Origin of the sequence: Pseudomonas sp. CFBP 8758 (genome assembly GCF_014841725.1) — a bacterium.
GTDB classification, from domain to species: Bacteria; Pseudomonadota; Gammaproteobacteria; order Pseudomonadales; family Pseudomonadaceae; genus Aquipseudomonas; species Aquipseudomonas baltica.
In genome coordinates this window covers 99955-117288 of the sequence record NZ_JACYUK010000005.1, presented here as the reverse complement: position 1 = coordinate 117288, position 17334 = coordinate 99955, and the positions used below count along the sequence as shown (strand labels likewise).

At 63.7% G+C, this 17334-nt stretch carries 17 protein-coding genes; 11 read left to right on the top strand and 6 right to left on the bottom strand.

Features of this window, described 5'->3' with window-relative positions:
* Window positions 1–22 precede the first annotated feature (22 nt).
* Complete coding sequence (locus IFT75_RS12305) at window positions 23–1192, bottom strand: MFS transporter (RefSeq protein WP_192055011.1); 1170 nt, start codon at window positions 1190–1192, stop codon at window positions 23–25.
* 270 nt (window positions 1193–1462) lie between these two features.
* Here IFT75_RS12305 and IFT75_RS12300 point away from each other — a divergent pair, with 270 nt between their 5' ends.
* The gene (locus IFT75_RS12300) at window positions 1463–1849 is read left to right on the top strand and encodes an MAPEG family protein (RefSeq protein WP_185794742.1); all 387 of its coding nucleotides are present in this window, start codon (window positions 1463–1465) and stop codon (window positions 1847–1849) included.
* Window positions 1850–1904: 55 nt separating this feature from the next.
* Here the strand turns inward: IFT75_RS12300 and IFT75_RS12295 are convergent, their stop codons facing one another.
* From IFT75_RS12295 to IFT75_RS12285, 3 genes are all read right to left on the bottom strand, one after another.
* Complete coding sequence (locus IFT75_RS12295; protein ID WP_122479821.1) at window positions 1905–2312, bottom strand: DUF1090 domain-containing protein; 408 nt, start codon at window positions 2310–2312, stop codon at window positions 1905–1907.
* Between the two features lie 257 nt (window positions 2313–2569).
* Window positions 2570–3763 carry a methionine adenosyltransferase gene (gene metK, locus IFT75_RS12290; RefSeq protein ID WP_122479820.1) on the bottom strand — a complete coding sequence of 398 codons (1194 nt, stop codon included), beginning with the start codon at window positions 3761–3763 and terminating at the stop codon, window positions 2570–2572.
* Between the two features lie 12 nt (window positions 3764–3775).
* Entirely contained in the window at window positions 3776–4777 is a 1002-nt protein-coding gene (locus IFT75_RS12285) for a metalloregulator ArsR/SmtB family transcription factor (RefSeq protein ID WP_185794744.1), read from the bottom strand.
* Between the two features lie 192 nt (window positions 4778–4969).
* Between IFT75_RS12285 and tkt the strand changes: the two genes are divergently transcribed.
* The 10 genes from tkt (at window position 4970) to IFT75_RS12235 (ending at window position 14649) form a co-directional block, all read left to right on the top strand.
* Window positions 4970–6967 (top strand): transketolase, encoded by a 1998-nt coding sequence (gene tkt, locus IFT75_RS12280; RefSeq protein WP_122479818.1) that lies wholly within the window; start codon window positions 4970–4972, stop codon window positions 6965–6967.
* 142 nt (window positions 6968–7109) lie between these two features.
* The gene (epd, locus tag IFT75_RS12275; RefSeq protein WP_192055009.1) at window positions 7110–8165 is read left to right on the top strand and encodes an erythrose-4-phosphate dehydrogenase; all 1056 of its coding nucleotides are present in this window, start codon (window positions 7110–7112) and stop codon (window positions 8163–8165) included.
* Window positions 8166–8179: 14 nt separating this feature from the next.
* Window positions 8180–9343 carry a phosphoglycerate kinase gene (locus tag IFT75_RS12270; protein ID WP_192055008.1) on the top strand — a complete coding sequence of 388 codons (1164 nt, stop codon included), beginning with the start codon at window positions 8180–8182 and terminating at the stop codon, window positions 9341–9343.
* Window positions 9344–9370: 27 nt separating this feature from the next.
* On the top strand, window positions 9371–9592 hold the full coding sequence (locus tag IFT75_RS12265) for a hypothetical protein (protein ID WP_122479815.1): 222 nt from the start codon (window positions 9371–9373) through the stop codon (window positions 9590–9592).
* A 103-nt stretch (window positions 9593–9695) separates the two neighbouring features.
* Complete coding sequence (locus IFT75_RS12260; protein ID WP_122479814.1) at window positions 9696–9908, top strand: hypothetical protein; 213 nt, start codon at window positions 9696–9698, stop codon at window positions 9906–9908.
* A 22-nt stretch (window positions 9909–9930) separates the two neighbouring features.
* Entirely contained in the window at window positions 9931–10257 is a 327-nt protein-coding gene (locus IFT75_RS12255; RefSeq protein ID WP_122479813.1) for an MliC family protein, read from the top strand.
* A gap of 106 nt (window positions 10258–10363) precedes the next feature.
* On the top strand, window positions 10364–11428 hold the full coding sequence (fba, locus tag IFT75_RS12250) for a class II fructose-bisphosphate aldolase (RefSeq protein ID WP_043192347.1): 1065 nt from the start codon (window positions 10364–10366) through the stop codon (window positions 11426–11428).
* A 226-nt stretch (window positions 11429–11654) separates the two neighbouring features.
* The gene (locus tag IFT75_RS12245; RefSeq protein WP_122479812.1) at window positions 11655–13784 is read left to right on the top strand and encodes a putative bifunctional diguanylate cyclase/phosphodiesterase; all 2130 of its coding nucleotides are present in this window, start codon (window positions 11655–11657) and stop codon (window positions 13782–13784) included.
* A gap of 56 nt (window positions 13785–13840) precedes the next feature.
* On the top strand, window positions 13841–14341 hold the full coding sequence (locus IFT75_RS12240) for a M48 metallopeptidase family protein (RefSeq protein WP_192055006.1): 501 nt from the start codon (window positions 13841–13843) through the stop codon (window positions 14339–14341).
* Window positions 14342–14352: 11 nt separating this feature from the next.
* Window positions 14353–14649, top strand: a complete 297-nt coding sequence (locus tag IFT75_RS12235) for a winged helix-turn-helix domain-containing protein (protein ID WP_049861413.1) — start codon at window positions 14353–14355, stop codon at window positions 14647–14649.
* Here the strand turns inward: IFT75_RS12235 and IFT75_RS12230 are convergent.
* On the bottom strand, window positions 14640–15107 hold the full coding sequence (locus tag IFT75_RS12230) for a GNAT family N-acetyltransferase (RefSeq protein ID WP_192055005.1): 468 nt from the start codon (window positions 15105–15107) through the stop codon (window positions 14640–14642). The two genes, IFT75_RS12235 and IFT75_RS12230, sit on opposite strands and share 10 nt — an antisense overlap.
* Before the next feature lie 31 nt (window positions 15108–15138).
* Window positions 15139–17331 carry a YccS family putative transporter gene (gene yccS, locus IFT75_RS12225; protein ID WP_185794750.1) on the bottom strand — a complete coding sequence of 731 codons (2193 nt, stop codon included), beginning with the start codon at window positions 17329–17331 and terminating at the stop codon, window positions 15139–15141.
* Window positions 17332–17334 lie beyond the last annotated feature (3 nt).

Here is a 17334-nt window from a genome sequence, read left to right as displayed (position 1 = left end):
TGCGCCCGAACGGCACACCCGTTCATCCCGCCGCGTTGAGTGCCGCGGTTGGCCTGCGCTGCCAATAGATGAACACCACGGCGAGTATCAGGGTGCCGATGCCGGTTATGGCGCCGGTCCATGGCAAATCCACCAATGGTGCACCACTGGCGACAACCAGGCCGCCGACCCAGGCGCCGGCGGCGTTGCCCAGGTTGAAGGCGCTCTGGTTGAGGGTCGAGCCCAGGTTCGGCGCCTCGTGTGCCTGGTCGATGATCAGCAGTTGCAGGATCGGGCACAGCGCGAAGGCGAACACGCCCCACGCCAGCAATGTCAGCGCGGCCGGGATCAATGAGCCGCTGGTCTGGGTGAACAGGGCCAGGATCAACACCACCGCAATGGCCATGCCCACCAGCGAGGGCAGCAGGCGCGAGTCGGCCAGACGGCCACCGAGCATGCTGCCGATGGTCAGGCCGACGCCGAACAGCAGCAGCATCACGGTGATGCCGTGGGCGCTGACGCCGGTAACGTCCTGCAGGATCGGTGCAATGTAGGTGAACACACTGAACAGGCTGCAGGAGGCCATCGCGCTCATGGCCAGGGGCAGCAACACGTTGGGCTTGCGCAGCACGCGGAACTCGCGGGCCAGGTTGCCGCGTTCCATGGGAATGGCCTTGGGCAGCCAGACGATCTGCGCCAGCAGGGCAATGATGCCGATCACCGAGACGGCCCAGAACGTGGAGCGCCAGCCGGCGAACTGGCCCAACGCCGTGCCCAGCGGTACCCCCAGCACGTTGGCCAGGGTCAGTCCGGTGAACATCAGGGCGATGGCCTGGGCGCGCTTGTTCGGCGCCACCAGGCCTGCGGCCACTACCGAGCCGATTCCGAAGAACGCTCCATGGCACAGGGCCGTGATGATTCGGGCGCCCATCAGCGTGGCGTAATTGGGCGCCAGCGCGCACAGCACGTTGCCAAGGATGAACATCAAGGTCATGCCCAGCAAGGTAGCCTTGCGCGGCAGGTTGGCGGTGAGCACCGCCAGCACCGGCGCGCCGAAGACCACGCCCAGGGCGTAGCCGGTGATCAGCAAGCCCGCATCCGGGATGCTGACGAACAGGTCCTGCGCCACATCGGTGAGCAGGCCCATGATGACGAATTCGGTGGTGCCGATGCCGAATGCGGCGACGGCCAATGCAAACAATGCAAGTGGCATGCGGATGTTCTCGAGTAGGAGGGTGAGTTGCCCGACAAAGGCATGCGCCAGCCTCCGCATGAACTGCAGAGAACACGATTTATTGGAATAGGAGCGCAAAAGGATGCAGCAATACAGCGGCGCGTATTATAGGGAGTGCCGCAAAGGCGGCCAAATTGATAATTGCAATGGAACTCTGCGCGGGCGAACCTTTCGCGGCGTGTGTCCTCTTAGTGTGTATCGAGCGTGCATGGGCACATCGGTATGGAAGACTCGAACAAGGAACTCTGTATGACCGTCGCCTTCTGGTGTGTCTTGATCGCTTTGGTATTGCCCTACGCATGCGCCTATATCGCCAAGTTCACGGGCGGCAACTTCGGCTTGCGCCACAACCATGATCCGCGTGCCTACCTCGACGCGCTGGAGGGCTTGCCCAAGCGGGCCCACGCCGCGCAGTTGAACAGTTTCGAAATTCTTCCCGGCTTCATCGCCGCAGTGGTCATTTCCGATATCGTCGGCAATGCGCAACAGGTGACGCTCGACGTGCTGGCAGTGGTGTTCATCACTACACGCCTGCTGTACATCATCTGTTACCTGGCCGACTGGGCTGCCTTGCGGTCGTTGGTATGGTTCACCGGGTTCGCGATCATCGTCAGTTACTTCTTCGTCTCGATGTAGCGGCACTTTGCGTACAGGCGGCGGATCATCGAGATGACTCGCCGCGCAATGCTCGTTACTTGTCCAGCTCATCCATTGCTTCTTGCAATTCCTTGCGCGACTCGGCGAGTTTGTCCTTGCGCTTGTTGATCTTCTCCGAATCGCCCTTCTTCATGGCTTTGTCCAGGTCGCTTTGACGCTTGCTGACTTCGCGCTTGGCATCGAGCACTTTGCCTTCCCGTTCCTTGCGCAGCGAATTGTCGGTGCAGTTGGTCTGGATCTCGCGCAGTGCGGTGTTCAGGCCATCGACCTGATTCTGGTTGCCGTTGGCCTTGGCAACGGCGATCTGTGCCTGCACGTTCTGCTGCTTGGCGGTGCAACCGGTGGCCACTGCCGCCACGGCGGGGGCAGGAGGGGCAGCCATCGCCGGGGCGACGAGCACACCGGTGACCAACAAAGCGCACAGGGAGGAAAGCTTGTTCATGGTGACTCCGTGAATATGATTCTGAATAGTTGACGATGAATTGAAGTAAATGTCTGTAGGACGAATCCTATTCGTGTCAGCAGGCATCACGATGCTCCAGTGGCCCGCCACATCATCCATCCATTGAAGGACCTTTTGCCGGCCAGGTCAAAGCTGTCTCGTCTCAGGAAGGCCAGCGCCGTTGGCGGCGACACGAAAAAAAGCCCCGGCCAGTCACCCGGCCGGGGCTTTTCGTGTACTGCTGTCAGGCGCCTGGCTTACTTGAGGCCGGCGGCGTCGCGCAGGGCCGCGGCACGGTCGGTGCGCTCCCAGGTGAACGCGGTGAAGGTGTCGTCGCCTACGGTCATTTCCACCGGCGCCCGGCCGAAGTGGCCGTAGGCCGCGGTGGCCTGGTACATCGGGTGCAGCAGGTCGAGCATGGTGGTGATGGCATACGGACGCAGGTCGAAGTGCGCACGCACCAGCTTGACGATCTGGTCGTCGCTGATCTTGCCGGTGCCGAAGGTGTTGATCGAGATCGACGTGGGCTGGGCCACGCCGATGGCGTAGGACACCTGGATCTCGCAGCGCTCGGCCAGGCCGGCGGCGACGATATTCTTGGCCACGTAGCGACCGGCGTAGGCCGCAGAGCGGTCGACCTTGGACGGATCCTTGCCGGAGAACGCACCGCCACCGTGGCGGGCCATGCCGCCGTAGCTGTCGACGATGATCTTGCGTCCGGTCAGGCCACAGTCACCCACCGGGCCACCGATGATGAAGTTGCCGGTCGGGTTGATGTGAAACTGGGTGTCCTTGTGCAGCAGTTCGGCCGGCAACACGTGCTTGACGATCAACTCCATCACGCCTTCGCGCAGGTCCTTGTAGGACACGTCCGGGTTGTGCTGGGTCGACAGCACCACTGCATCGATGCCCACGACCTTGCCGCCTTCGTACTGGCAGGTGACCTGCGACTTGGCATCGGGGCGCAGCCACGGCAGCAGGCCGGACTTGCGCGCTTCGGCCTGGCGCTCGACCAGGCGATGCGAGAAGCAGATCGGCGCGGGCATCAACACGTCGGTTTCGTTGCTGGCATAGCCGAACATCAGGCCCTGGTCGCCTGCGCCCTGATCTTCCGGCCTGCTGCGGTCCACGCCCTGGGCGATGTCCACCGACTGCTTGCCGATGATGTTCATGACCGCACAGGTGGCGCCGTCGAAGCCGACATCGGAGCTGTTGTAGCCGATGTCGACGATGACCTTGCGCACGATGTCTTCCAAGTCGACCCAGGCCGACGTGCTGACTTCGCCGGCGATGATCGCCACGCCGGTCTTGACCAGGGTTTCGCAAGCCACGCGGGCGAACTTGTCCTGGGTGATGATGGCGTCCAGCACCGCGTCGGAAATCTGGTCGGCGATCTTGTCCGGGTGTCCTTCAGAGACGGACTCGGAGGTGAAAAGGGAGTATTCGCTCATCTCGACGGTTTCCTAAATTGACCGATGGTGAGTGTCGCCAGCCGGCCGCGAGAAATGTCGGACCTGAATCTGGAAACCATTACGTAAGCCCACGTAGAGGCTCTCTCCGGGTACAAGCCCCGCAGCGGTGGCCCAACGGGCCAGATCTTCCTGTTCGAAACCCAACCAGAGATCACCGCAGGCCTCCTTGGCCCAACTCTGGTTGTGGCTGCACAATTCTGTGACCAAAAGACTGCCACCCGGTTGCACGCGCTGGGCCAGATGACCGAGGGCCTGCTGCGGGTCGCTGAAGTGGTGCAGGACCATGTTCAGCACCACGCAGTCGGCGCGCAGGCTGGTGGGTGCCAAGGCATCGACCAGCTCCAGGCGCACGTTGCCCAACCGCTCGCGCAGGCAGACCTGACGCGCCAGTTCGAGCATGGCCGGGCTGTTGTCCTGCGCCGTGACCTGAGCAAAGCGCCGCGCCAGCTCGGGCAAGAAGCCGCCGTCGCCAGGGCCCACTTCCAAGGCGCTGGCCTGGCTGGCGAAGCTAAGTTTGTCGAGCAGGGCCAGCAGGCTTTCGCGGTACTGCGGCAAGCCGGCGATGAGGTCCTGCTGGGCGCGGAATTTTTCTTCCATGCGCGAGAAGAAATCTTCGCTGGCCGCCGCGCGCTGGCGCTGCACCACGGCCATGCGCACCTGGGCCTCGGCCGGCAGGCTCAACGCGTCGACCTCTTCGAGCAAGGCGCTGTGCAGGCGCCCGCCCAGCGCGCGAGCGTTGGGCAGGGCGCGGCGGTAGAAAATCGCGTTGCCCTCGCGGCGGGTAGCCACCAGGTCGGCCTGGGCGAGCACCTTGAGGTGATGGCTCATGCCCGACTGGCCCACTGCGAAGATCTGCGCCAGCTCCAGCACGCCGAACGAATCGCTGGCCAGCGCGCGCAGCACGTTGAGGCGCAGTGGATCGCCGCCGGCCTTGCACAGGGCCGCCAGATCGTCACTTGCCTGATGGTCGAAAGCAGGGGCGCGCAGGTTCATAGGTTCGGCAGTCTAGTGAGCGATGCGCAGCCTCGCAAGACCAATATCAAAAAGTTTTGATATTGGTTCGCAGCTGGTGCGGCCGTGCATTTGCCCGCTGGGGCAAATGTCCGATTGCCCAACCCCCTGCCGGTGGGGGAAAATGTCGTTCTTTGTTGTATCCCTGCCTACACAGACCCCAGGAGACATGCGATGCCCAGCCGTCGTGAGCGCGCCAATGCCATTCGTGCACTGAGCATGGATGCCGTGCAAAAAGCCAACAGCGGCCACCCAGGTGCCCCCATGGGCATGGCGGATATCGCCGAAGTGCTGTGGCGTGACTTCCTCAAGCACAACCCGGCCAACCCGGCGTTCGCCAACCGCGACCGTTTCGTCATGTCCAACGGCCACGGCTCGATGCTGGTCTATTCGCTGCTGCACCTCACCGGCTACGACCTGGGCATCGAGGACCTGAAGAATTTCCGCCAGCTGCACAGCCGCACCCCGGGCCACCCCGAGTACGGCTACACCCCAGGCGTGGAAACCACCACCGGCCCACTGGGTCAGGGCCTGGCCAACGCCGTCGGTTTCGCCATTGCAGAAAAAGTGCTGGCGGCGCAGTTCAACCGCGACAGCCACAAGATCGTCGATCACAACACCTATGTGTTCCTCGGCGACGGCTGCATGATGGAAGGCATCTCCCACGAAGTGAGCGCGCTGGCCGGCACCCTGGGCCTGGGCAAGCTGATCGCTTTCTACGATGACAACGGCATCTCCATCGACGGCGAAGTCGAGGGCTGGTTCACCGACGACACGCCGAAACGCTTCGAAGCCTACGGCTGGCAAGTGATTCGCAACGTCGACGGCCACGATGCGGACGAAATCAAGACCGCCATCGAGACCGCACGCAAGAGCGAGCAGCCCACCCTGATCTGCTGCAAGACCACCATCGGCTTTGGCTCGCCGAACAAGCAGGGCAAGGAAGACTGCCACGGCGCGCCACTGGGTGCCGAAGAGATCGCTTTGACCCGCGCCGCGCTGAAGTGGAACCACGGCCCGTTCGAAATCCCGGCCGACATCTACAAGGAATGGGACGCCAAGGAAGCCGGCGTTGCCGTGGAAGCCGAGTGGAACCAGCGCTTCGCTGCCTATTCCGCCGCCTACCCCGAACTGGCCAATGAATTCGTGCGGCGCATGAGCGGTGAGCTGCCAGCCGATTTCTCCGAAAAGGCCAGCGCCTACATCGCCGAAGTGGCCGCCAAGGGCGAGACCATCGCCAGCCGCAAGGCCAGCCAGAACGCCTTGAACGCCTTTGGCCCATTGCTGCCGGAAATTCTCGGTGGCTCGGCCGACCTGGCCGGTTCCAACCTGACCCTGTGGAAAGGCTGCAAGGGTGTCGAAGCAGATGACGCCGCCGGCAACTACATCTATTATGGCGTACGCGAATTCGGCATGAGCGCGATCATGAACGGCATCGCCCTGCATGGCGGCTTCGTGCCGTACGGCGCGACCTTCCTGATCTTCATGGAATACGCACGCAACGCGGTACGCATGTCGGCGCTGATGAAGAAGCGCGTGATCTACGTATTCACCCACGACTCCATCGGTCTGGGCGAAGATGGCCCGACCCACCAGCCGATCGAACAGCTGGCCAGCCTGCGCTGCACCCCGAACCTCGACACCTGGCGTCCTGCCGATGCGGTCGAGTCGGCGGTAGCATGGAAATTCGCCCTGGAGCGCAACGACGGTCCATCGGCGCTGATCTTCTCGCGTCAGAACCTCGATCACCAGACCCGCGACCAGGCCCAACTGGCCGATATCACCCGTGGCGGCTATGTGCTCAAGGATTGTGCTGGCGAGCCTGAGTTGATCCTGATTGCCACCGGTTCCGAGGTTGGTCTGGCGGTGAAGGCATTCGACAAACTCACCGAGCAGGGCCGCAACGTGCGCGTCGTGTCGATGCCGTGCACCAGCGTGTTCGACGCGCAGGACGCAGGCTACAAGCAGTCGGTGTTGCCGCTGCAGGTCAGCGCGCGCATCGCCATCGAGGCGGCGCATGCCGACTACTGGTACAAGTACGTGGGCCTGGAAGGCCGCGTGATCGGCATGACCAGCTTTGGCGAGTCGGCACCGGCGCCCGCCTTGTTCGAAGAGTTCGGTTTCACCCTGGAGAATATCCTGGCCACCGCCGAAGAATTGCTCGAAGACTGATCCACACCCGCGTAGGAGCGGTCATGGGCCGCGAAGGGCGTGCTGCGGTGTGTCAGGTGTACCGCGGCGAGGCTTTCGCGGCCACGGACCGCTCCTACGGGTGGTCCTCGGATGCTCATAATAATTCCAGGCGTACTTGCTCATGTCTTCTCCACGCCCCTACAGAGTCGCTCTCAACGGTTACGGCCGCATCGGTCGCTGCGTGCTGCGTGCGTTGTGCGAGCGCGGTGCGCAGGCCGAGTTCGAGGTGGTGGCGATCAACGACCTGGCCGACATGGCCAGCATCGAGTACCTCACGCGCTTCGATTCGACCCACGGCCGCTTTCCCGGTGAAGTCACGGTGGATGCCGACCACCTGTTGATCAACGGTCAACTCATACGCGTCACCCGCAGTGCCACGCCCGAAGCGATCGACTGGGCCGCGCTCGACATCGACCTGGTGCTCGAATGCTCCGGGGCCTACAACACCCGCGGCGACGGCCAGCGTTTCCTGGCCGCCGGCGCACCGGCCGTGCTGTTTTCCCAGCCCATGGCCAGCGAAGCCGACGTCGATGCCACCATCGTGTTCGGTATCAATCAGGATTGCCTCAGCGGACGCGAACGGCTGGTTTCCAACGCGTCCTGCACCACCAATTGCGGCGTGCCACTGTTGCGCCTGCTGGATCAGGCCATCGGCCTGGAATACGTGTCCATCACCACCATTCACTCGGCCATGAACGACCAGCCGGTGATCGACGCCTACCACCACGAAGACCTGCGTCGAACGCGCTCGGCATTCCAGTCGGTCATTCCGGTTTCCACCGGCCTGGCCCGTGGCATCGAACGGCTGCTGCCGGAACTTGCCGGTCGAATCCAGGCCAAAGCAGTGCGCGTGCCGACCGTCAACGTGTCATGCCTGGACATTACCCTGCAGATGGCGCGCGACACCTGTGCCGTGGAGGTCAACCGGATTCTCTACGAAGCAGCGTGCAGTGGTCCGTTGCAGGGGCTGCTGGCCTACACTGAGTTGCCGCACGCCAGTTGTGATTTCAACCACGACCCTCATTCGGCCATCGTCGATGCCAGCCAGACCCGCGTTTCCGGCCCGCGCCTGGTGAACCTGCTGGCCTGGTTCGACAACGAATGGGGTTTTGCCAATCGAATGCTCGACGTTGCGGGGCATTACCTGCGCGTCATGAACAATTCCAAACGAGCTTGAAAGGACTGAACGCAATGACCGTGTTGAAGATGACCGACCTCGACCTGCAAGGTAAGCGCGTACTGATTCGCGAAGACCTCAACGTACCCGTCAAGGATGGCAAGGTAACCAGCGACGCGCGCATCCTCGCCTCGTTGCCCACCATCAAGCTGGCCCTGGGGAAGGGCGCGGCGGTAATGGTCTGCTCGCACCTGGGCCGGCCCACCGAAGGCGAATTCTCTGCCGAGAACAGCCTCAAGCCGGTGGCCGAGTACCTGAGCAAGGCCTTGGGCCGCGACGTGCCGCTGGTCGCCGACTACCTGGACGGCGTCCAGGTCGAGGCGGGTGATGTGGTGCTGTTCGAGAACGTGCGCTTCAACAAGGGCGAGAAAAAGAACGCCGACGAGCTGGCTCAACGCTACGCGGCGCTGTGCGACGTGTTCGTGATGGACGCATTCGGCACTGCGCACCGCGCCGAAGGCTCTACCCACGGCGTGGCCAAGTTCGCCAAGGTGGCCGCAGCCGGCCCGCTGCTGTCCGCAGAGCTTGAAGCGCTGGGCAAGGCACTGGGCGCCCCGGCCAAGCCGATGGCCGCCATCGTTGCCGGCTCCAAGGTCTCGACCAAGCTGGACGTGCTCAATAGCCTCAGCGGCATCTGCGACCAGCTGATCGTGGGCGGTGGCATTGCCAACACCTTCCTGGCCGCAGCCGGGCACAAGGTTGGCAAGTCGCTGTACGAGCCTGACCTGCTCGACACGGCGCGCGCCATCGCGGCCAAAGTCAGCGTGCCGCTGCCGGTCGATGTGGTGGTGGCCAAGGAGTTCGCCGAAAGCGCCGAAGCCACGGTCAAGCTCATTGCCGACGTAGCCGATGACGACATGATCCTCGACATCGGTCCACAGACCGCCGAGCACTTTGCCGAGCTGCTCAAGTCGTCCAAGACCATTCTGTGGAACGGCCCGGTAGGGGTGTTCGAGTTCGATCAGTTCAGCAACGGCACCCAGGTATTGGCCAAGGCGATCGCGCAGAGCCCGGCCTTTTCCATTGCCGGTGGCGGCGATACCCTGGCGGCCATCGACAAGTACGGCGTCGCTGGCGACATCTCCTACATCTCGACTGGCGGCGGTGCGTTCCTCGAGTTCGTCGAGGGCAAGGTGCTGCCGGCCGTGGAAATGCTGGAACAGCGGGCCAAGGCCTGACGTCCTTTGAGGCTCGAGGAGAAGCGGATGCTCAAGGCACCCACCCTGGCGTTGCTGATCGGCCTGCTGGCCGGCTGTTCCGGTGCGCCGGCAACATCGGTCGACGACGGTCCGGCGGCGATCCGTGGCGGCTGTTCGCAGTCGCAGTGGCAGGCCGAAAGCATCCCAGTGGTCGGCAAGCGCATGGGGCCTGAGGCTCTGGAGCGCTACGAGCCGGAACAGCAGGCGCAGGCACCGGGTTGTCCGTGAGGGCAACCAATGGCGCTTGCCAGGGGTCTTCTGTGGTGAGTTTCACGATTATCACTGCCTTTGGCACCAAGATTATCTGTGCCTGCGGCACAAGGAGTTCACCATGAAGATCGGTTCCGCGACATTCGGTTTGGCCACCCTGCTGGCAGCGGCGCTGTCCAGCGGTTGCATGAGTTCAGGCGCCGGCAGCGCCTGTGAAGTGTTCAGCCCGGTGTCTGTGGTGACGCCCACGACTCAGGACGATCAACGGGTGCAGACCAACGCCACTGGTGCGCCGGCCGGTGCCCGGAACACGGCACAGGATTGCGGCGCGTGAGCCAGTGCCCAGAGGTATATGAATGAAAGGCGGTTTGGCAATAATGGCAATGGCGCTGCTTTCTGGCTGCGCCTACCTGGATAAGCCGATGCCGGTGTCCCCCGACTGGACACGCTGGCAGTGCGACAGCCAGGTCGAGGTGCAATGGCGGTACAGTGTCGCCGACAAGAGCGCGATGCAGGTGCGCCTCGCCGGCAGCGACAAGCAGTACGCCTTGACGCCCCAGGCCGGCGCCGAGGGCGAGCTGTTCAGCGATGGTGTGCTGGCGTTCCACAAGAAAGGTGACGAAGGCCTGGTGTACTGGGTCGCCACCGACGATTTGATTGGCCGGGGCTGCAAGGCTCCGTGACGGCTGGGCCCACTGCGCCAGACCGATGATAGGCATTACTTCAAGAGCGGCCGCCGATGCGGCGAGCTGCAACGATCAACGACCCTGAACCGGGAGACACAAGACAATGGCACTTATCAGCATGCGTCAGATGCTGGATCACGCCGCCGAATTCGGCTACGGCGTACCAGCTTTCAACGTCAACAACCTCGAGCAGATGCGCGCCATCATGGAAGCGGCCGACAAGACCGATTCCCCGGTCATCGTCCAGGCTTCGGCCGGCGCCCGCAAATACGCCGGTGCGCCGTTCCTGCGCCACTTGATCCTGGCGGCGATCGAAGAATTCCCGCACATCCCGGTGTGCATGCACCAGGACCACGGCACCAGCCCCGACATCTGCCAGCGTTCGATCCAGCTGGGCTTCAGCTCGGTGATGATGGACGGCTCGCTGGGCGTCGACGGCAAGACCCCTACCGACTACGACTACAACGTGCGCGTGACTTCGCAGACCGTTTCCTTCGCCCACGCCTGCGGTGTGTCGGTAGAGGGCGAGCTGGGCTGCCTGGGTTCGCTGGAAACCGGTCAGGCCGGTGAAGAAGACGGCGTGGGCGCCGAAGGCATCCTGGATCACAGCCAGATGCTCACCGACCCGGAAGAGGCGGCCGATTTCGTCGCCAAGACCCAGGTCGACGCCCTGGCCATCGCCATCGGCACCAGCCACGGCGCCTACAAGTTCACCAAGCCGCCTACCGGCGACATCCTGGCGATCGACCGCATCAAGGCGATCCATGCGCGCATTCCCAACACTCACCTGGTGATGCACGGCTCCTCGTCGGTGCCGCAGGAATGGCTGGCGATCATCAACGAGTACGGCGGCGCCATCAAGGAAACCTACGGCGTGCCGGTCGAGGAAATCGTCGAAGGTATCAAGTACGGCGTGCGCAAGGTCAACATCGACACTGACCTGCGCCTGGCCTCCACCGGTGCGATCCGCCGTTTCATGGCGCAGAACCCGGCCGAGTTCGACCCGCGCAAATATTTCGCCGAAACCGTGAAAGCCATGCGTGACGTCTGCATCGCCCGCTACGAAGCATTCGGCACCGCCGGCAACGCCTCGAAGATCAAGCCGATCTCCCTGGAAGGCATGTTCCAGCGCTATGCCAGCGGCGAGTTGAACGCCAAGGTCAACTAAGCCTTACCGCTGTCGAAAAACCCGCCTGTTGGCGGGTTTTTTCGTTCTGGCGCGGTGTTCTGGGCAGGGTACTGCCTTTTGAGCAGGGCGCGCCGTCCATCGGCGAGTGCTCATTCGTGACGCAAACCGTGGGAAATTGTCCTACAGCTTTGTGCCGAGCCCGTCTAAAGTAACGCAAGAAGTTTCCGGGCGAATCCGGATTCAGCACGTCTGAACGAGTATTAGCATGGAATGCGCCCCTGATCCGTCCGTTGACGGTGGTTCCACGTTGTTGGTGGTCGACGATTATCCGGAAAACCTGCTGAGCATGAGAGCCCTGCTCGAGCGCCAGGACTGGCAGGTGGTGACCGCAGCTTCCGGTGTCGAAGCGCTGGGCAAACTGCTAGAGCATGAGGTCGATCTGGTGCTGCTCGACGTGCAGATGCCGGGTATGGACGGTTTCGAAGTGGCTCGTCTGATGCGCGGCAGCCAGCGCACGCGCCTGACCCCGATCATCTTCCTGACTGCCAACGAGCAGTCGCAGGCTTCCGTGCTCAAGGGCTACGCCACAGGGGCGGTGGACTATCTGTTCAAACCGTTCGACCCGCAGATCCTGCGGCCCAAGGTCCAGGCGTTGCTCGAACAGCAGCGCAACCGGCGTGACCTGCAGCGTTTGAGCCGTGACCTGGAAGCGGCCCGCGCCTTCAATGCCTCGGTGCTGGAAAATGCCGGTGAGGGCATTCTGGTGGTCAACGAGCACGGTCTGATCACCTTCGCCAATCCGGCCATCTCGCGCCTGCTGGGCGCCACGGTCGAGCAACTGCAGCGCGGCGTGCTGGCGGATTACCTGCACAAGCCGCAGATTCCCGAATGGTCCGAGTCCGACTTCTACCGCGCCTACAGCACGCGCAATACCTACCGGGTGCATGATGCGCTGCTGCGCACGGCCAACGGCCAGCAGTTGCCGGTGGCTCTGTCGTGCGCGCCGTTGCCCGGCGAGCAGCGCGCCATGGTGGTGACGATCCTCGACATGTCGGTGGTGCGCAGCCTGCACCAGCAGTTGGAATACCAGGCGGTGACCGACCCGCTGACCGGGCTGCTCAACCGCCGCGGTTTCTATCAGGCCGTGGAGAGCGCGCTGGTGCGCAACGAGCGTGCGGAAAAGGCTCAGGCGCTGCTGTATCTGGATCTGGACGGCTTCAAGCGTATCAACGACAGCCATGGTCACGACGCTGGGGACAGGGCCCTGCGCTGGGTGGCCGAACAGCTCAAAGCGGTGCTGCGGCCCTTCGACGTGGTGGCGCGCATGGGTGGCGACGAATTCACTGCGCTGCTGGACAACCTCGACTACCCCGAGCAGGCCGCCAAGGTGGCCGAAAAGCTCATGGAACGCATCGCCATCGAGCAGACCGTGGATGGCGTGGACATCAGCCTGGGCGTCAGCATCGGCATTGCCACCTACCCCGAATGTGGCACCAATCTGGACAGCCTGCTGCGCGCTGCCGATATCGCCATGTATGCCGCCAAGCAGGCCGGTCGCCAGCAATACCGCTATTACGATCAGGATTTGAACGGTCGCGCGCGCTCGCGTCTGCTGCTGGAAACCAGTGTCGGTGAAGCCATCGAGAACCGTGATTTCAGTTTGGTCTACCAGCCCCAGGTGTCCCTGCTCGATGGGCGTCTGCGCGGTTTCGAGGCGCTGTTGCGCTGGTGTCATCCCAGCGTCGGCGACGTACAGCCGGGGCTGTTCATTCCCTTGCTCGAACAGGCGCGACTGATCAGTCGCCTGGCGAGCTGGATCTACACCGAAGGCGCCGCCCAGCGCCGCGCCTGGTCCAGCCGTTTTCCCGCCGAACTGGTGCTCAGCATCAGCCTGAGCAATGCCCAGTTCGCCATGCCCAACCTGGTGGCCGAACTGCAACGCGCGATTGCCTTGCATGGGTTGCGCCCGCGTCAGCTCGAGGTGGAGGTAGTGGAGTGCTCGCTGATGCACAACCTGCCCCAGGCAACAGCGCAGTTGCAGCAGCTGCGCAACCTCGGTGTGCGTATCGCCCTGGATGATTTCGGTACCGGCCCGTGCTCGCTGAAACTGCTGCGCGACTTGCCCATCGACACGCTCAAGCTGGACCGTCACCTGATCGCTCGACTGCCCGACTCCAAGCCCGATGGCGTGTTCGCGCGCAGTGTTATCCAGGCCTGCAACGCGTTCGACATCACGGTGATCGCCGAGGGGGTGGAAACCGCCGAGCAATGTCAGTGGCTGCGCGCCGCCGGTTGCGAGTGGATCCAGGGCTTCGTGATCGCCCGGCCATTGACGGCGCAGGCCGCCAGCGACTTTCCGCTGGTCAGCGCGGGCGTGCAGCCGGCAGCGGTGTGACGCCAGCGCCGCGCAGGCGTTACACTGGACACCTTTCTCAAGTCGAAACAGGCACCATGACCGCGCTGAAGTACCTGCAAGCCTACCCACCCGCACTGCAGGAGCAGGTCCGGCAACTGATCGCGCGCGGACAGCTGGCGGGCTACCTGAGCCAGCGCTATCCGGATCGCCACGCCGTGCAGAGCGACAAGGCGCTGTACAACTATGCCATGGCCCTGAAGCAGGAGTACCTGCGCAACGCGCCGGCCATCGACAAGGTGCTGTTCGACAACCGCCTGGACCTGACGCATCGCGCACTGGGCCTGCACACCGCGGTTTCGCGGGTTCAGGGCGGCAAGCTCAAGGCCAAGAAGGAAATCCGCATCGCTTCGCTGTTCAAGGACGCGGCGCCGCAGTTTCTGCAGATGATCGTGGTGCATGAGCTGGCGCATTTCCGCGAGAGCGACCACAACAAGGCGTTCTACCAGCTGTGCGAACACATGCTGCCCGGTTATCAACAGTTGGAATTCGACCTGCGTGTCTACCTGACCTACCGTGATCTGCCCCCGCCGCCGTGAAGGATATTCCCATGCAAGTCAGCAAGACCCGCAGCAGTTTCTATCGCCGGCTCTACGTGGCCTGGCTGATCGACAGTGGCCAGGCGGCCACTGTGCCGGCCCTCATCGAGGCTACCGGGATGCCCCGGCGCACGGCCCAGGACACCATTGCGGCGCTGGCCGACCTGGACATCGCCTGCGAATTCGAGCAGCAGGATGGCGAGCGCAACCACATCGGTCGCTACGTGATCAGGCAGTGGGGGGCGATCGACCGTGAATGGATCGGCCAGAACCTGGGGCAGATCCGTCAGGTACTCGGTTACCCCTGAGCCTCGACGCGCCGGTACATGGCGATGTGCGCAATGTTGTCCTCCAGGTATTCCTGGCCGTGGGCAATGAAGCCGTAGCGGCCGTAATAGCCTTGCAGATGAGCCTGGGCCGATAGCTTTATCGGCATTTGCGGCCAGCGCCGCGCGGCGTGCTCCAGAGCGTTGGCCAGCAGCGCGTGGCCCAGGCCGGTACCGCGCGCAGATGGGGCAGTGATCACTCGGCCGATCACCACGTCACCGCTCTGTGTGGAAGGGTCGAGCAGGCGCAGGTAGGCCACCAGGCGGCCCTCGCTCCAAGCCAGCAGGTGACAGGTGTCGGCGTACAGGTCCTGCCCATCGACATCCTGATAGGGGCATTGCTGCTCGACCACGAAGACTTCGCTGCGCAGGCGCAGGATTTCGTACAGCTGGTGCACATCCAGCTCGCTGTGGTGCATGCACATCCATTCGATGGCCATGGTTACCTCGTTCAAGGTTTCGGTTGCGCCGCTAGCTGGCGGCAGCTGCGGTCGGGCCTTTGATCAAGTGCGCGGCCAGGGTGCGCAGTGGCCCCAGCTGCCGACAGATCAGCGCCAGTTGGGTCTGCATCAGACGCTGGCCTTCGTCGATCTCCTCGGGCATCTGTTCCAGTTCGTCGGCCAGCGCTTCCTCGCTGTCGCTCTGCACCTGCACCGGCACACGCGTGGCGAGGCCCGTGGCAATTTCGTCGATGCTGCGCGCCAGGCTTTCGCCGGCCCCCCCGATCAATTGTTCGCGCGCTTCGGCCGGCAACTCGGTGCCACGGTGGGCACCCAGCCCGGACAGGTAGCTGAGCAGGGTGTGCGACAGCACCAGGAAGCGGAAGCCGACGTCGGCTTCCTTGCGGAAGTGGCCGGGCTCCATGAGCATGTTGGCCAAGGTGGTGGAAAGCGCAGCGTCGGCATTGTGGGCGTTGCGCCGTGCCAGGCGATAGGCGAGGTCGTCGCTCTTGCCGTTGGCGTATTGCTGCATGATCTGGCGCAGGTAGATGCTGTTGCAGGTCAAGGTGTTGGCCAGCACCTTGTTCAGCTTGCGACCCTGCCAGTCGGGCAGGAACAGGAACACCGCCAGGCCGGCGATCAGGCTGCCGAGCAGGGTGTCGAACAGCCGTGGCAGGAACAGCCCGTAGCCGTCGCCCGTCTGGTTGAAGCAGAACAGCACCATCAAGGTGATGGCGGCGGTTGCCAGGGTGTAGCGCGTGGTGCGGTTGACGAAGAACACCAGGCCGGCGCCGATGGCGAACAGCGACTGCACGATGGGGCTGGGGAACAGGTCGAACAGCGCCCAGCCCACGGTCAGGCCGATGGCGGTGCCGATGATCCGCTGGCCCAGCTTGCGCCGGGTGGCGCCGTAGCTGGGCTGGCACACGAACAAGGTCGTCAGCATGATCCAGTAGCCCTGGCTGGGGTGGATCAGGTGGACCATGGCGTAGCAGATCACCAGTGCCAGGGGCAGGCGCAGGGCATGGCGGAAAAGCAGCGAGGTGGGCGTGAGGTTCTGCCGGATGCGGCCCCAGAAGTCTTTCAGAGTGTGCGGCGAGCGGTCCAGCAGGCTGCTGTCGCGGGCATCGGCCAGGCGGTCGGGATTGCCGGCGTCGCTGAGCAGGCGGTCGAGGGTGCCGAGGTTGGCCGCCAGCGCGCGCAGCGACCGCAACAGGCCGCGCCAGGCCGGGTTGCTCTGGATCCGCAGGTGTTCGAGCGAAGCGTGCAGGTCGCTCAAGGCCTCGGCGAAGCTGTCGTCGTAGATGAACGGCTGGCGCAACTGGATCGACTCGCCCAGCCGCTGGCAGGCCACGCCCTGCTGGCGCAGCAGGCGCTGACAGCGAAACAGCACATCACTGTGGAAGAAGGCGTCGGCCAATGCGTTGTAGGGGTAGTGCGAGGAACTGGCGCGCTCGTGGATGTCCTGGGCCAGGAAGTACAGCTTCAGGTAGCGGCTGACCTTGGAGCCGGGACGGCCGTTGCCGACTCGGTGCAGGATGATTTCCTTGGCCGCGTTGAGCGCGGCCACGACCCGACCGTTCTGCTTGGCGAGCTCCAGGCGGCGGGCTTCCACGTCCAGCTGGCGGATCGGTTCGAACAGGCTCGACTTGAGCTTGAGGTACTGCCCCAGCTCGCTGAACAGCCGCGCCAGGGCCTGTTGCACCGGCTGGTTGGAAAACAGCACCTGCCACAGCACCGACAGCAGGCCATACCAGGCGGCGCCGGCCACCAGCAGCACCGGCTCGCGCCACAGGTTGCTGACTTCGCCGCCACGCTGGTCGACGCCGATCATGGTGTAGACCGAGAGGATCAGGGTGGCGTAGGCGATGGCACCGTAGCGCTCGCCGAGCGCGCCGAGCATGGTCAGGGCGAAGCTGGCCACGGCCAGGGCCGTGACGAAGATGTAGGGGTAGGGGAACAACAGTTCAACGGCGAAAGCGGCGACGGTGAAGCACGACAGGGTGGCTGCCAGGGCGCGGATGCGGCCTTGCCAGTTGTCGTCGGTTTCAGCCAGGGCGCAGGCGATGATGCCCAGGAACAGTGGCACCAGCAGGCGCATCTCGTTTTCGTACCAGCACAGCGCCATGCTGCCGGACAGCGCGATGAACACCCGTACGCTGTAGCTGAATTTGTCCAGCGCCCACAAGCGGCGCATCGATTGACGGAACGACCTGGATGCCATGAA

Excerpts from the sequence above, each read along its gene's own strand:
- IFT75_RS12235 (WP_049861413.1), top strand. The coding sequence starts at position 14,353 with ATGCAAGTCAGCAAGACCCGCAGCAGTTTCTATCGCCGGCTCTACGTG.
- IFT75_RS12265 (WP_122479815.1), top strand. The coding sequence starts at position 9,371 with ATGCTCAAGGCACCCACCCTGGCGTTGCTGATCGGCCTGCTGGCCGGC.
- IFT75_RS12300 (WP_185794742.1), top strand. The coding sequence starts at position 1,463 with ATGACCGTCGCCTTCTGGTGTGTCTTGATCGCTTTGGTATTGCCCTAC.
- epd (WP_192055009.1), top strand. The coding sequence starts at position 7,110 with ATGTCTTCTCCACGCCCCTACAGAGTCGCTCTCAACGGTTACGGCCGC.
- IFT75_RS12255 (WP_122479813.1), top strand. The coding sequence starts at position 9,931 with ATGAAAGGCGGTTTGGCAATAATGGCAATGGCGCTGCTTTCTGGCTGC.
- IFT75_RS12285 (WP_185794744.1), bottom strand. The coding sequence starts at position 4,777 with ATGAACCTGCGCGCCCCTGCTTTCGACCATCAGGCAAGTGACGATCTG.
- fba (WP_043192347.1), top strand. The coding sequence starts at position 10,364 with ATGGCACTTATCAGCATGCGTCAGATGCTGGATCACGCCGCCGAATTC.
- IFT75_RS12305 (WP_192055011.1), bottom strand. The coding sequence starts at position 1,192 with ATGCCACTTGCATTGTTTGCATTGGCCGTCGCCGCATTCGGCATCGGC.
- IFT75_RS12245 (WP_122479812.1), top strand. The coding sequence starts at position 11,655 with ATGGAATGCGCCCCTGATCCGTCCGTTGACGGTGGTTCCACGTTGTTG.
- IFT75_RS12260 (WP_122479814.1), top strand. The coding sequence starts at position 9,696 with ATGAAGATCGGTTCCGCGACATTCGGTTTGGCCACCCTGCTGGCAGCG.
- tkt (WP_122479818.1), top strand. The coding sequence starts at position 4,970 with ATGCCCAGCCGTCGTGAGCGCGCCAATGCCATTCGTGCACTGAGCATG.
- metK (WP_122479820.1), bottom strand. The coding sequence starts at position 3,763 with ATGAGCGAATACTCCCTTTTCACCTCCGAGTCCGTCTCTGAAGGACAC.
- yccS (WP_185794750.1), bottom strand. The coding sequence starts at position 17,331 with ATGGCATCCAGGTCGTTCCGTCAATCGATGCGCCGCTTGTGGGCGCTG.
- IFT75_RS12230 (WP_192055005.1), bottom strand. The coding sequence starts at position 15,107 with ATGGCCATCGAATGGATGTGCATGCACCACAGCGAGCTGGATGTGCAC.
- IFT75_RS12295 (WP_122479821.1), bottom strand. The coding sequence starts at position 2,312 with ATGAACAAGCTTTCCTCCCTGTGCGCTTTGTTGGTCACCGGTGTGCTC.
- IFT75_RS12270 (WP_192055008.1), top strand. The coding sequence starts at position 8,180 with ATGACCGTGTTGAAGATGACCGACCTCGACCTGCAAGGTAAGCGCGTA.
- IFT75_RS12240 (WP_192055006.1), top strand. The coding sequence starts at position 13,841 with ATGACCGCGCTGAAGTACCTGCAAGCCTACCCACCCGCACTGCAGGAG.